This is a genomic window from uncultured Algibacter sp., assembly GCF_947490405.1.
Taxonomy (GTDB): domain Bacteria; phylum Bacteroidota; class Bacteroidia; order Flavobacteriales; family Flavobacteriaceae; genus Algibacter_B.
Map to the genome: position 1 here is coordinate 143,649 of NZ_CANLGU010000002.1, position 15,548 is coordinate 159,196.

A 15,548-nucleotide genomic window follows, 5' to 3' on the forward strand; every position below is an offset into this window, starting at 1 on the left:
ACTTATTTTTAATCAATGATAATCTTTTTAGCAGACTTTCCTTGGTTAGTTTCTACCTCAATAAAATACATACCACTAGATAAATTACTTACATCTATTTTTGAAGTTTTTACTGAATATAAATATTGACTTTGTAGGTTATAAATATTTATCTGTTTTAAATCTAAACCTTTATTTATATTAATATTTAAAATATCTTTTACTGGGTTTGGATAATATGAAAAATAATCTTTTTCGAAACTTTTTGTTGATAATAATATTGCTGATAAATCATATACACGAGCATGACCAGAAGAAAGACCATTATCATCATTGTATGGAGCGCCTATAGCTACAACCTTTCCATCTGCAGACAAACTAACACTTGCTCCTGAAAAATCTTCTGCTGCTTCTCCATCTATATCATCGCCTATTTGTGTCCAAACATCATTTATATTTTTATAAATACGTACGAGCCCAGAACCAGGACCATTGCCATTATTAAATGGTGAGCCTATAGCAATAATACTTCCATCTGATGAGAGTTCTATACTTAACCCAAAATTATAATTTGCTGCTTCCCCATCTATATCATCACCTATTTGTGTCCACTCATTATTAATATATTTATAAACGCGCACATGCCCAGTATCTGAACCTTCTACTGTTCCATCATTGAAAGGAGCTCCAATGGCTACAATATTTCCGTCTGAAGAAAAACTTAAACTAGAGCCTGATCCATCAAATTCTGCTTCACCTATAATATCATTTCCTTTTTGAGTCCAAGTTCCATTTATGTTTTCAAAAATATAAACACGTCCTCCTGCTAATGTATTATCTGAGGGTACACCTACAGCTATAACATTTCCACTTGAGGATAAACTTACACTTCGAGCACCTAATGTTGCAGATTGTTCATTTAAATCCTCAGTTAATTTAACCCAATTATTATTAATATTTTCATAGACAATTAAATTATCAATAGCTAGTATATTTCCATCTGAAGATAAACTTATACTTTCTCCAAAATTAATAATAATTGATGGTCCATATATGTCATTTCCTATTTGTGTCCAATTACCATTATTAAATTCAAAAACTCTAACATGACCGGAATTAAATCCATTAATTCCATCATGTCTTGGAGCACCTATAGCAACAATGTTTCCATCTGAAGACATACTTACAGATGACCCTGATAAATCGTGATTAGCTTCTCCAATTATATCTAATCCTTTTTGATTCCAATTTCCATTTATATTTTCATATACGCGAACACTTCCTTTTGCGGAGTCGTGGCGAGGAACACCAATAGCTACAACAGTTCCATCCGAAGAAACACTTACACTTTCGCCTAAATTATCACCTGAAACTCCTATATCACCATCAATATCATTTCCTATTTGTGTCCATGTATTATTTATACTTTCAAATACTCTTATATGACCAGAATTTATACCATTTCCAGAATTTCTTGGAGCGCCAATTACTATAGTATTCCCATCAGAAGATAGACTTATACTTTCACCAGAATAATCTTGTTTTCCTTCTCCATTAATATCCGATCCAACACTATTCCAAAAAGAGCCATTATATTTATATACCCGAACCAAACCAGATCTATAATTATTTGTGCTGCTTGGTGGTGCACCAATAGCTATAACACTCCCATCAGAAGATAAACTAACACTATATCCTAAACCTATATCTCCCATTTGGGCATCAATATCATTGCCTATTTGCGTCCATGTATTACCAATATTCTCATAAACACGCACATGTCCTCTGGACATTACAGAACCATTGTTATCTCTAGCTCCTATAGCTACAATACTACCATTTAACGACACATCTACACTATAACCTGATAGGTCTCTATTTGCTTCTCCATAAATATCACTTCCTATTTGCGTCCATGTACCAGCTATGTTTTCATAAATACGTGTAACACCTGATCTGATATTATTTTCATTATTACTATATGGTGCACCAATAGCTAATGTATTTCCATCACCAGATAAGCTTAAACTAAATCTAAACCAAATATTACCTTCATTTTCAATAGTACTTCCTATTTGTGTCCATGTACCACCTATATTTTCATAAATACTCACATATTCAGCATTTTCAGCGCCTATTGCTACAATACTGCCATCTGAAGATAAATCTAATCTATAACCAAATTCATCTCCTGCAGCTGCTCCATCTATATCACTACCTATTTGTACCCAATTATCATTTATATTTTGGTATATCCTAACATGACCTGAGTTTTCTCCATTTATCCCATCATTTCCTGGTGCTCCTACAGCGACAATACTTCCGTCTGAAGATAAACTAACACTTTCTCCTAAACTATCTCCTGATACGTCACCACTAATATCATTTCCTATTTGAATCCAGGTACCATTTATATTTTTGTAAACACGCAATTGGCCTGAATTTTTTCCATGTATATCGTCATTATTCGGTGCTCCAGCAGCTACTATAGTACCATCTGAAGATATAGCAACACTTTTACCGAAAAGATTGTCTACGTAACTATCTTTTCCATCAATATCTTGACCTATTTGTGTTTGTCCAAAAACAAAAAATGGACTTACTATTAAAATTAATAATTGCTTCATAAACTTATTTTTAATCAATGATAATCTTTTTAGCAGACTTTCCTTGGTTAGTTTCTACCTCAATAAAATACATACCACTAGATAAATTACTTACATCTATTTTTGAAGTTTTTACTGAATATAAATATTGACTTTGTAGGTTATAAATATTAACCTTCTTTAATTTTATATCTTGCTTTAATTCTATATTTAAAATATCTGTTACAGGATTTGGGTGATATGAAAAATAATCTCTTTCAAAACTTTTTGTAGACAATACAGCGCTTAAATCATATACTCGAACGTGACCTGAATTTTTTGCATTTCCTGGAGCGCCTATAGCAATAACTCTCCCATCTGAGGATAAACCTACACTTTGTCCAGAAAGATCACCTGTTGCTTCTCCGTTTATAGTAGTTCCAACTTGCGTCCAAACACCTGATATATTTCTATAAATTTTTACATGACCCGAATCTGGTCCGTTCTCATCATTTCCTGGAACACCTATAGCTATAATACTTCCATCTGAGGATAAACTTACGCTTCTACCTAAGAAATCTCCTGCTGTTTCACCATCAATATCATCTCCTATTTGAGTCCATATTCCTGATACATTTTCATAAATACGTACATGACCAGATGCTTCTCCATTTCCATCATTTTCACCTGTTCCTATTGCAATTATATTTCCATTAGAAGACAAACTTAATCCTAATCCAAAACGATCACCAGATGCTTCTCCATCAATATCATCTCCTATTTGAGTCCATATTCCTAATACATTTTCATAAATGCGTACATGACCAGATGCTTCTCCATTTCCATCGTTGAAATCACCACTTATAGCAACTATATTTCCATCAGAAGACAAACTTAATCTTGATCCAGAACGATCATCTGCTGCTTCTCCATCAATATCATCTCCTATTTGAGTCCATACTCCTGATACATTTTCATAAATGCGTACATGACCTGAAGAACTTCCATTTCCATCATTTTGAGTTGCTCCTATGGCGACAATATTTCCATCAGAAGATAAACCTACACTATGTCCAGAAAGATCACCTGTTGCTTCTCCATCAATATCATCTCCTATTTGAGTCCATGTTCCTGATACATTTTCATAAATGCGTACATGACCTGAAGCATTTCCATTTCCATCATTAAAAACTGCTCCTACAGCAACAATATTACCATCAGAGGATAAACTTACACTAGATCCTGATCTATCAAATGCTGCTTCTCCATCAATATCATCTCCTATTTGAGTCCATACTCCTGATACATTTTCATAAATGCGTACGTGGCCAGATCTTTCTCCATTTCCATTATTTGCTGTTGCTCCTATTGCAACTATATTACCATCTGAAGATATACTTATTTTCACACCAGAAGAACCACCAATAGGCTCTCCTCCATCTATATCTGTTCCCACCTGTATCCAAGTATCAGATATATTTATATATATACGTGCATGACCAGAATTATCTCCATTACCATCATTTCTTAAAGCTCCTATAGCAACTATATTTCCATCTGAAGATATACTTACGCTAGTTCCTGAATTATCACCTGCTGCTTCACCTTCTATATCACTTCCAACCTGTGTCCAAACATCTGATACATTTCTATATATTCTTACATGCCCTGAATCTACTCCATTACCATCATTTCCTGTTGCTCCTATTGCAACTATATTACCATCTGAAGATATACTCACGCTAGTTCCTGAATTATCACCTGCTGCTTCACCTTCTATATCATTACCTATCTGTGTCCAAGTATCAGATACGTTTCTATATATTCTTACATGCCCTGAATCTACTCCATTACCATCATTTCTTAAAGCTCCTATTGCAACTATATTACCATCTGAAGATATACTTACGCTAGTTCCTGAATTATCAAATGCTGCCTCACCATCTATATCACTTCCTATTTGAGTCCAAACATCTGATACATTTCTATATATTCTTACATGTCCTGAAGAAGTTCCATTACCATCGTTTGAAGATGCCCCTATAACGACAATACTACCATCTGAAGATAAACTTACGCTAACTCCTGATAAATCATCTATTGATTCACCATCTATATCACTTCCTATTTGAGTCCAAACATCTGATATATTTCTATATATTCTTACATGCCCTGACCTTTCTCCATTACCATCATTCGAAGATGCTCCTACAGCGACAATACCACCATCTGAAGATAAACTTACACTAAATCCTGAGGAGTCTCCTGCTGCCTCACCATCTATATCACTTCCTATTTGAGTCCAAACATCTGATATATTTCTATATATTCTTACATGCCCTGACCTTTCTCCATTACCATCGTTCGAAGATGCTCCTACAGCGACAATACCACCATCTGAAGATAAACTTACACTAAATCCTGAGGAGTCTCCTGCTGCCTCACCATCTATATCACTTCCTATTTGAGTCCAAACATCTGATACATTTCTATATATTCTTACATGCCCTGAAGAAGTTCCATTACCATCGTTTCCTGTAGCCCCTATAGCAACAATACTTCCATCTGAAGACATGCTTAAAACTCTTCCTGAATTATCACCTGCAATGGTTAATTCTCCGTCTATATCCTGACCTATTTGCACTTGTCCAATTAAAAAAAATGGACATAACATAAAAAGTAAAAATCTATTCATAATATATATAATTTAGTATTAAATGTAAATATGTAGTCTTATTAAACTATCCTGTACAACCCTGTATAAAATAAGTTTTATACTACAATTAAAACAACGTACTTATTTACTTCTTTTGAGTTATCCACATTATATATTATATAATTAATTTTCTTTTAAAATTTAAAAAAATAAATGATGGTTATTATAGCGTGTTAATAGCGGTATAACTTTTTTAAGCTTTATTTTGATATATATGTTATTGAATATTGTTGATAGGTAATTAACAACTTTTAAAAAGCTAACGTATTTAAATTGAACCTATTTATTATTTCTATTAACAATTGTTTGTAACCCTTATTAACAAGTATTTTTGATAAGTATTTCTTAAAATAGAACTTACAACTATACCTTTTAGTGCTTATAAATTAACTAAAAATTTACATTAACTTATTTGCATGTTAATTAAATGTTATGGATTGAAAAAATAAATGAATTCTCCTAATTTTAGTTTTAGAAACTAATAAACAGTTATTAACAACTAATGAATATACTAATACACATTGTTTATAATTGCTACCTTTGTATAAGGATCCAATAATAAATAAAAATAATGACAATTTCTATAGGTAACGATCATGCCGGAACAGATTATAAATTTGCTATAAAAACATTTTTAGAAGAGAAAGGTTATACTGTAAATAATTACGGTACTGATACTGTTGATAGTGTAGATTATGCTGATTTTGTGCATCCTGTTGCTGAAGATGTTGAAAACAACAAAGCAACTTATGGTATTTTAATTTGTGGAAGTGCAAATGGTGTAGCAATGACTGCTAATAAACATCAAAAAATACGTGCTGGTTTATGTTGGAATAATGAAATTGTTGAATTAATTAGGCAACATAATAACGCTAATATATTGTGTATTCCAGCTAGATTTACTGCTATTCCTCAAGCTTTAAAAATGGTAGAAACGTTTTTAAATACGGAGTTTGAAGGTGGAAGACACCAAAATAGAATAGATAAAATTCCATTATCTTGTTAATACATGTAAATGGGACACTCGCATAACCATTCCCATCATAACCATAACGACTTAAAAGGTCGTAATCTTATTATTTCTATTTTTTTAAACATTGCTATAACCATAGCACAGGTTATTGGTGGATTACTATCAGGTAGTTTATCATTATTAAGTGATGCATTGCATAATTTTAGTGATGTTGTATCGCTTATTATAAGTTATATAGCTAATAGACTTGTAAAGAAAAAAGCTTCATCTAAAAAAACATTTGGATATAAACGTGCCGAAATTTTAGCAGCTTTTATTAATGCAGCTACACTTATAATAGTGGCAGTTTTATTAATAATTGAAGCTGTAGAGCGTTTTCAAAACCCGCAAGAGATAGCATCTAATTTAGTTATTTGGTTGTCTGTTGTTGCTATACTTGGTAATGGTTTTAGTGTGTTATTACTTAAGAAAGATTCTGAAGCCAACATGAATATGAAAAGTGCATATCTGCATTTATTAACTGATATGATGGCTAGTGTAGCGGTATTGGTTGGGGGCTTACTTATGAAGTATTATGAGTTGTATTGGGTGGATAGTGTTTTAACCTTTGCTATTGCTATATATTTGGTTTGGATGGGTTGGGATCTTTTAAAAAACTCTACTAAAGTATTAATGTTATTTACACCAGATACCATTCCAGTTCAAAATATAGTTGATGAGATAAATGCTTTTGATACGATAAAGAATGTACACCATGTGCATGTATGGCAATTAAATGAAGATGAAATTCATTTAGAAGCACATATAGATTTTCATGAGGATATTAGTTTATCAAGATTTGATGAAATTTTGCAAGAGATAGAAGGCTTAGTGTTTAGCAAGTATGATATTAACCATGTGAATATTCAACCAGAATATGGTAAAGATGATGCTAAAGAAGTGATTGTTCAGGATTAGGAAATAGCCCTAGTAAATAAGTGCGCTAGGGATTGTAACGGCATCCTTTTTAAAACTTAGAAAACATAAATTTTAAGGGAACTATGGTTTTACAGATTGTAACGGTTGTTCTTCCCGCACAATGACGTTTTAAAAAGATATAGTGGAAAGCCCGACCCCTTGTGGGTAGCGCCCAAATAAAAATTAAATGAATATTGTTGTAAAAACGTTTGATGAATTAACAAAGTTGGAACTGTACAGTTTGTTGCAACTGCGAAGTGAGGTGTTTGTTGTAGAGCAGGATTGTGTGTACCAAGATATTGATTTTAAGGACCAAAAGGCATTGCATGTTTTGGGTTTTGATAATAATGACCTTGTTGCTTATACCAGAGTTTTTAAACCTGGAGATTATTTTGAAGCCGCCAGTATTGGTAGAGTTGTGGTAAGGCAAGATAAAAGGCACCTTAAGTATGGAAATGTAATTATGGAAGCTTCGATAAAAGCTATTGAAACATATTTTAAAACACCTTTAATAAAGATTTCTGCACAGTGTTATTTAAAGAAATTTTATAATAATTTAGGGTTTCATGCTATTGGAGAGGAATATTTAGAGGATAATATTCCGCATATAGCAATGGTAAAAGATAACTAGCGTTTTAAAGCAAAATAACCCCGTATAATTTCTCTGGTATTTAAAACAATTTCGTACCAATAACTCCCGCTGTTAAGTAATTGACCATTAAAGGTTCCGTCCCAACTAGAGGCACTACTGGGTAAAAATTTAATAAGTTTACCGTGTCTGTTATAAATAGAAATATTATTTACTAAGTTTAACCTGTCGTAAACTTGCCAAACATCGTTAGCACCATCGTTGTTTGGTGTAAAGTATTTTGGAATAAAATAGTCATCGTTATTAATTATAACACTAAAACTACTTTCGTTACTGTTACAAGTTGTTTCGTTAAAAATGTAAATGGTTTGTGAAGTCGAGATGTTGTCTCCAGGATTAAGCTGTGTTCCCATCCCGCCAGATTCTGTAAAATAGTCACCGTTATTTAATGTTGGTAATGTGTAACTGGTACCTATTATATTTGGGAGTACATCAACAGAAACAAAACTACTACAAGCACTGGGAGTTTCTACATAATTAGTGAAGGATGTGGGCATCCAAGTTGAATGGTTTCCGTTTGAATTATCGACTATAACACAATCTAAATCTGGGTTTGTATCAAAATTTACAGCGGTTAAATTACTATTATTACCATTATTTATATTTAAAGTGCATAACTGGTTGTTACTACAATTTAAATCGGTTAAAGTGGAGTTTTGCGTTAAATCTAAAACAGAAATTTGATTATTAAAACAGTACAGAAAAGCTAAACGATTATTATTTCTGAGGTTTAAATTTGTGATTTGATTTTGTTCACAGGATAAGAATGAAAGGTTGGTATTATTGTTAACATCTAGGTTAGTTAATTGGTTATTTCCGCATTGTAACCTACTTAAATTAGCACTATCTGAAACATCGAGAGCCATTATTTGATTTTGTTCGCATGTTAAAATATTTAGACCTGTAAGGTTTGATATATTTAAAGATGTTAGTTGATTATTTTCACATCTAAATGAAATTAAATTTGGTTTTAAGCTAACATCTAAACTTGAGAGCTGATTATTAAAACACCAAAGCCTTACTAAATTTGTCTGATTGGTAACATCTAAATTAGTTAGCATATTATTTGAACAATACAATTCTGTAAGGTTTGTATTTTGAGTAACATCTAGAACTGATAATTGGTTTTCTGAACAATCTAAATTAGTTAGTGCTTGAAAATCTTGAATTCCTGTTAAGTCTGAAATGTTTCTTGTGGCTATATCTAGGTTTGTTATAGAATTAATATTTGCTGTTGGAACATTATCATCTAAAGGTGGTGTATCAAACCCTAAGTCTATTAAAGCTTGCTCAAAATTATCATCAGGAATAAAAGTGTTCTGAGAGAAACTGTTAATAATTATAATACAACAGAAACTAATGAGTAGAAACTTAGTTTTAAAATTCATTAGAGTTTAGTTAGCAGTATCACCAACGTAGGTAATAAGTATTTCTACCCGTCTATCAAATTTTGGGTCGCCACCTAAAGGGAATTTTCTTCGCATCCCAATATGCCTCATGCGTTTTTTATCAATACCTTTTTTAATAAAGTAATCGTAAACATATTTGGCTCTGGCCTCAGATAAATTACGTTTTTTAGTTTTTCTATTTACAGCATCTCTTGTGTATTGCGTGCAACATACATGACCTTGTATGGTGAAATAAATATCATCGCGCTCTAAAAGTGCTTGTGCAATAGATTCTAATACTTTTTTAGAACTTGGTGTTACCGTGGGGTATCCTGTTTTAAATAAGATGTTTTTAAATAGTATTTTATCTCCTTTTTCACTGTCTTTAATAAGTTCTACAGTGTTTTTTTCTTTGGGTACTTCTGGCTTAACTTCAACAACCTTTTCTACTTTTGGTTTTGGTGGTTTGGGTTTTACGATAATTTCAACTTTCCTATTTAAACCGCGTATTTTTAAAAGGTTTTCCTCTTCTATAATTTTTAATAAAATCTCGCCTTTACCATCTACATTTGATATTAAAGTTTCGCTTATTTCATTATTAGAAAAAATAGCTTTTATAGCATCTGCACGCTGTTGAGAGAGTACTAGGTTGTATGAATCAGCACCTCTATCATCACAAAAGCCAAATATTGAAATAGAATCAATATCGACATCATTTAGGGTGGATATAAATAATAATAATCGGTTAACTTCAGTATTAGGAACCTCGTACTGATCTGTTTCAAAATACACTTCGTGTGTTAATTTTTCTTGCGAAAAAGAAAACACACTATTTAAAGTGATTAATATTATGATTAATAATTTATTCATATTAGGGCATTGAATAGGTGATAAATATACTGTTTTTAATCTAAAATCATGCCAGAAGCCAATATGTATGCGGTTTCGGGTACTATTATTAAACCGCAAAAACCTGTTATTTATTTTAAATACCCTTGATAAGTTGATGAGCTACTAAGTATCTCTGTAGCTTTTTTTATTTCCATATCGTGTACTTCTAAATATTCATATAAACCCTCTCTGTACACATAACGTTTAACAATATCTTTGGTTAAAAGCTCAATTAAATACTCTTTGTTTTCATCAATAACCTGTGTTTTTGAAGCATTTAAGTTTGAAATTAATGTGTTATAATCCTGCTCGATATTATCGTTTAATTCTTCTTTTTTAGAGGTTTCAAAAGCGTTTTTAAGTGCTTTTTCTGTATCTGTTTCAAAAGAAAAGTTATTTGTTTTTAAAAATTGTTTAAAATCTAAAAAATCTTTATCCGTAAGTTTTAAAGTATTAATATCATCAAAATTATGATTGTAATAGTACGTTGTAGCAAAATCGAAAACTAAATCATTATTAACGATTGCTGTAGTTATGGGAGAAATTTTATAAGATCCCACAGGAACATCTGGAAAAACACCACCGCCATCAAATACTTTTCGACCGTTTTTAGTTTTAAATTCGTTATAATTTTCCTGCTTTACTCTTACCGCTTCACCTTTTTCATTTCTATTCCAATAATCTAGAGATTGAATAGATCTTCCCGAAGGTGTGTAATACCTAGAAATAGTAATTTTTACTTGAGTACCATAAGTTAAAATTTTAGGGCGTTGCACTAAACCTTTCCCAAAACTCCTAGAACCTACAATTACAGCTCGGTCTAAATCTTGAAGAGCTCCAGAAACTATTTCACTAGCCGATGCACTATTACCGTCTAATAAAATAACTAATGGTATTTCGGTATCAATCGGCTCATTTTTAGTAATGTAGGTGCGATTGTATTTTTTTACTTTTGATTTTGTGGTTACAACTAATTGCCCTTTAGGCACAAAAAGATTAACAATTTTAATAGCTTCGTTTACTAATCCGCCAGGGTTTCCACGTAAATCTAAAATAATACGTTCGGCACCTTGAGCCTTTAAATCGCGTAAGGCATAATTGGTTTCAGCATGTGCTTTTCTGCTAAATCTACTTAAAACAATATAACCTGTTTTATCATCAATTAAAGAGAAATGTGGTACCGCTTTAATTTCAACTTCTGCACGTTTTATTGTGGCTGTTTGTGTTTTTCCTTGACGTTTATAAGCCACCTTAATTGAAGAATCTGGTGCACCTTTTAATAAATCGCCAGCATAATCATCGTAACCTGCAACTAAAGTATTACCAACTTTTATAATTTCATCACCTGCTTTTAAACCCGCTTTGTCTGCAGGATAATCTTTATAAGGCTCAACAACAATTAATTTATCTTTTAAGGTTTTAATTCTTGCGCCAATACCTGTATAATCTCCAGTATTATTTATTCTAGCAGCTTCAACATCCTGTTCATTCATAAAATTGGTATACGGATCTAAATCGGCCAGCATGCTTTTTATGGCGGTATCCATTAAATCACCAGGGTTGGTTTCATCCACATAATTCATGTTTAATTCTTTAAACAGTGTAGTGAAAATCTCTATTTGCTTAGCAATTTCAAAAAAATCGTTTTTAAACGCAGTTGTGGATAAAAACACAACACATGCTAATATTGGTATGATGATTTTCTTTTTTAAAAGGTATTTCATTAATATGGGATTTTAAGATTCTGAAACCGTGCTTGAAAACTTCTCAAACAATACTTTCATTCTCGTTTCAACTTGTGTATATGTGGGTTTATCTTTGCCAATGTACAAAATCATAAACGTATGTTGCGTTGTTAAATTGTTAAAAAAGGCAGCTTTATTAAGTCTGTAAGCTTCTCTTAACAAACGTTTTATACGGTTTCTATCTACAGCAGTTTTAAAATTACGCTTACTTACCGAAACCCCAGTTTTAGCAATAATATCTTCTTCAAATTCTGCTGGCATAAATACCAACCGCAATGGAAAAGCAGAAACCGATTGTCCATCAGTAAATAATTGGTCAATTAGTTTTTTGCTTTTAAGCTTTTCTTTTTTCGGATACGTTGCAGACATATAAAACCTTATACCTGCAAAAATAGGAATAACAATTAACTCTTAGCATCAATGATTATGCATGATAAAAATCATATTTAAAACTCTTGAAACCGAGTAATTTAGTCCATTAAGAATGAATAAAAATTGCAGGCATGGGAAATTTAAATGTTACTAAACTAGACACAAAGAAAGATAGAGCTAATTACATCCATCATTTGTTGAATGATATAAAGACATTGGACTTTATGATTGAAAACAATATGATTGAGGAAGGTACTTTTCGTATTGGTGCAGAACAAGAGTTTTGTTTGGTGAATGATCAGTTTTTACCTGAGAGTAAGTCTTTAGAACTTCTAGATGACATAAATGACGACCATTTTACAACCGAGATAGGAAATTACAATTTAGAGCTCAATTTAGATGTCTTTGAGCTTGAAAATGACTGTTTTTCGAAACTTCATAAACAGCTAGATGATTATTTGGATAAAGCAAAAAAAGCTGCAGCAAAAAAGGGTATTAAAATTATTTTAACCGGGATTCTTCCGTCTCTATCTGTCAATAATGTTACTGAAGATAATATGACGGATGTAGAGCGCTATTCTGTTATAAACGATGCTATAAAACAAAGCCGAAGAAAAAGTTTTGATATTCATATTAAAGGCATTGATGAGCTGAATTTACTACACGATTCTGTTATGCTAGAAGGTTGTAATACAAGTTTTCAAATGCATTTACAACTCAACCCCAAAACCTTTGTTGATGATTATAATTGGGCTCAAGCCATTGCAGGTCCTGTTTTAAGCACCTGTGCTAATTCACCATTATTGTTTGGAAAAGAATTATGGAGCGAAACACGAATTGCACTTTTTACGCAAAGTATTGATACTAGGGCCAATTCTTATTTATTAAATGAAAAACAATCCAGAGTAAGTTTTGGAAATGATTGGGAAAGAGGAAGTGTAACAGATATATTTAAAAATAATATTTCTAGGTTTAGAAGTTTTTTAACCACTGATTTTACTCGAAGCAGTATGGATCTGCTTGAAAATAATGAAACACCAAAACTTAAAGCACTGCAACTGCATAACGGAACAATATATCCCTGGAATAGAGCGTGCTATGGCGTTACAAACGGTAAGCCCAATTTAAGGATTGAGAATAGATATATACCATCAGGACCAACAACTCTAGACGAAATTGCAAACATGATGTTTTGGGTTGGACTCATGATGGGAAAACCAAAAAACTATAAAAATATTCATGAGCAATGGGATTTTAAAGATGTAAAAAACAACTTTTTTAACGCAGCTCGATATGGTATGGCTACGCAATTTTACTGGAATGGAAAATATATGTCTAGTCATAAACTTATTATAGACGAATTAATTCCGATAGCCTTTAAAGGGTTGTATTATATGGGAATTAGTCCAAAAGATGCTGAGTATTATTTAAAGGTTATTAAGGATAGAGTTAGAGGGTACAATGGTTCAGAATGGTTAACCAGAAACTACAGAAACTTATTAAAAACCCATAAACGCTACGAAAGTATGCAACTCCTTACCGCTAATATGTACGAAAAGCAGGAAATGGGTTATCCCGTTTCGGTTTGGAGCATGGTACATCATACGGGTAAATCTAGCTTTAAAGCCAAATATGTTGTAAAGCATGTAATGAGTACTGATATTCTTTCGGTAAATAAAAAGGATAGTATTGATTTAGTACTTAACATGATGAAGTGGAAAAATATTCATCATATGCCAGTTATATCAGGAGATAAAGAGTTAGAGGGTTTAATAAGTTGGACGGATGTTGAGGGGTATTTAGAAGCACCAATCGAAAAGCATAATAGTGTTAGTAAACTCATGAAAACAGAGATTATAACCATTGATCAATATGCTCCGCTAGAAGACGCAAAAGCGTTAATGGATAAACATAAAATAGGAAGCTTAGCAGTTATGAAAAATGATAAACTAATAGGCTTAATAACAAGAAATGACTTTAATTAATGATTGAAGTATATAACAAAGCCCTTGATACCACCATTAAAGTAAACCGAATTATTGGTAAAATTGAAGGTGATAAATATGGGCCAACATTAGTATTTTTTGGTGGGATTCACGGCAATGAAACTTCTGGTGTTTTTGCTTTAAAGCGTGTTTTTAATAATATAAAGCCTGCTCAAGTAAAAGGGACTATTTATGGTATTTCTGGGAATTTAAATGCCTTAGAAAAGCATAAACGCTATATGGAAGATGATTTAAATAGACTTTGGACCAAACAGCAAATAAAAAGTATAAGCAGAAAAAGGGTTTTAAACTCAGATGAGAAAGAACTAGTCGCATTGTTTAATCTTTTAAACGAAATTTTACAAACCAACAAGCCACCATTTTATTTTGTTGATTTACACACGACGTCTAGTAAGACATTGCCCTTTATAACTATTAATGATGCATTAATCAACAGAAAATTTTCTCAACAATTTCCAGTGCCTATTGTTTTGGGTATTGAAGAATATTTAAATGGCCCGTTGTTAAGTTATATTAATCAATTAGGTTATGTATCTCTTGGTTTTGAGTCTGGGCAACATGATGATTTATCTGCTATAACAAACAGTGAGGCTTTTGTGTATTTGGCTTTGGCTTATTCAGGTGTTTTAGATGAAAAAGCTGTTGCAAACCTCTTAGAATATCAAGAACAGTTAAAAACGCATGCTAAACATACCAACGCTATTTTTGAGGTGGTGCATTTACATAAAATCCATCGTGGGGAACGTTTTGAGATGCTAAATGGTTTTAAAAGTTTTGAAGCAGTAAAAAGAGGCACCCCTTTAGCGCTAAGCAACTCTATTGAAGTTGCATCGCCCTATACAGGCAATATATTTATGCCGTTATACCAGAAAAAAGGAGCAGAAGGTTTTTTTATTATTAAACCCATAAAACCTTTCTTTTTAAAATTATCTGCTGTTTTAAGGAAAATAAAAACAGACACGTTATTAGCGTGGTTACCAGGAATTTCTTGGGAAAATAAAGCTGAAGGTGTTTTACAAGTTAATATAACCGTTGCTAAGTTTTTAGCAAAACCACTTTTTCATCTATTGGGTTATAGAAACCGGCAAATTACCAGCACACATTTAAGATTAAATAATAGAGAGCGTGTAGCAAAAACTGAAGTTTATAAAAGTGAACCTTGGTATTGAGTTTTGAGATATTCGTTTAACGTGTTTGTATATGGTTTTGTTGCGTGTTTTAAGGACCTAATTTAGTAAATACAAACCGAATAGAAAATCCGCGAGGATTTTCGTAAGTAGGCTAGAA

11 protein-coding genes are annotated in these 15,548 nt (G+C 32.2%); 5 read left to right on the forward strand and 6 right to left on the reverse strand.

Translation table 11 applies throughout. The annotated features are described in order from the left end of the window. Window positions 1-8: 8 nt before the first annotated feature. Together Q0772_RS04570 and Q0772_RS04575 are read right to left on the reverse strand one after the other, a co-directional pair. Window positions 9-2,606 (reverse strand): T9SS type A sorting domain-containing protein, encoded by a 2,598-nt coding sequence (locus tag Q0772_RS04570; RefSeq protein WP_298340833.1) that lies wholly within the window; start codon window positions 2,604-2,606, stop codon window positions 9-11. Between the two features lie 10 nt (window positions 2,607-2,616). Next, the gene (locus Q0772_RS04575; protein WP_298340835.1) at window positions 2,617-5,259 is read right to left on the reverse strand and encodes a T9SS type A sorting domain-containing protein; all 2,643 of its coding nucleotides are present in this window, start codon (window positions 5,257-5,259) and stop codon (window positions 2,617-2,619) included. A 592-nt stretch (window positions 5,260-5,851) separates the two neighbouring features. Between Q0772_RS04575 and rpiB the strand changes: the two genes are divergently transcribed. From rpiB to Q0772_RS04590, 3 genes are all read left to right on the forward strand, one after another. Next, window positions 5,852-6,286 (forward strand): ribose 5-phosphate isomerase B, encoded by a 435-nt coding sequence (gene rpiB, locus Q0772_RS04580; protein WP_298340837.1) that lies wholly within the window; start codon window positions 5,852-5,854, stop codon window positions 6,284-6,286. Window positions 6,287-6,295: 9 nt separating this feature from the next. Then, complete coding sequence (locus tag Q0772_RS04585; protein ID WP_298340839.1) at window positions 6,296-7,210, forward strand: cation diffusion facilitator family transporter; 915 nt, start codon at window positions 6,296-6,298, stop codon at window positions 7,208-7,210. A 187-nt stretch (window positions 7,211-7,397) separates the two neighbouring features. Continuing rightward, a complete protein-coding gene (locus tag Q0772_RS04590) occupies window positions 7,398-7,841 on the forward strand; it encodes a GNAT family N-acetyltransferase (protein WP_298340841.1) in 444 nt (147 codons plus the stop codon). Here the strand turns inward: Q0772_RS04590 and Q0772_RS04595 are convergent. From Q0772_RS04595 to rnpA, 4 genes are all read right to left on the reverse strand, one after another. Beyond that, window positions 7,838-9,247 (reverse strand): T9SS type B sorting domain-containing protein, encoded by a 1,410-nt coding sequence (locus Q0772_RS04595; protein ID WP_298340843.1) that lies wholly within the window; start codon window positions 9,245-9,247, stop codon window positions 7,838-7,840. The two genes, Q0772_RS04590 and Q0772_RS04595, sit on opposite strands and share 4 nt — an antisense overlap. A gap of 6 nt (window positions 9,248-9,253) precedes the next feature. Further along, window positions 9,254-10,117 (reverse strand): OmpA family protein, encoded by an 864-nt coding sequence (locus Q0772_RS04600; RefSeq protein WP_298340845.1) that lies wholly within the window; start codon window positions 10,115-10,117, stop codon window positions 9,254-9,256. Between the two features lie 110 nt (window positions 10,118-10,227). Continuing rightward, window positions 10,228-11,862, reverse strand: coding sequence for a S41 family peptidase (locus Q0772_RS04605; protein WP_298340848.1), 1,635 nt, complete (start codon window positions 11,860-11,862; stop codon window positions 10,228-10,230). 12 nt (window positions 11,863-11,874) lie between these two features. After that, the gene (rnpA, locus tag Q0772_RS04610; RefSeq protein WP_298340850.1) at window positions 11,875-12,252 is read right to left on the reverse strand and encodes a ribonuclease P protein component; all 378 of its coding nucleotides are present in this window, start codon (window positions 12,250-12,252) and stop codon (window positions 11,875-11,877) included. Between the two features lie 134 nt (window positions 12,253-12,386). On the opposite strand from rnpA, the gene Q0772_RS04615 reads away from it, so the two are divergent. Both Q0772_RS04615 and Q0772_RS04620 read left to right on the forward strand, forming a co-directional pair. After that, on the forward strand, window positions 12,387-14,240 hold the full coding sequence (locus tag Q0772_RS04615; RefSeq protein WP_298340852.1) for a CBS domain-containing protein: 1,854 nt from the start codon (window positions 12,387-12,389) through the stop codon (window positions 14,238-14,240). Further along, on the forward strand, window positions 14,240-15,430 hold the full coding sequence (locus tag Q0772_RS04620; RefSeq protein WP_298340854.1) for a succinylglutamate desuccinylase/aspartoacylase family protein: 1,191 nt from the start codon (window positions 14,240-14,242) through the stop codon (window positions 15,428-15,430). The genes Q0772_RS04615 and Q0772_RS04620 overlap by 1 nt, the downstream gene beginning before the upstream one ends. Window positions 15,431-15,548: the final 118 nt, after the last annotated feature.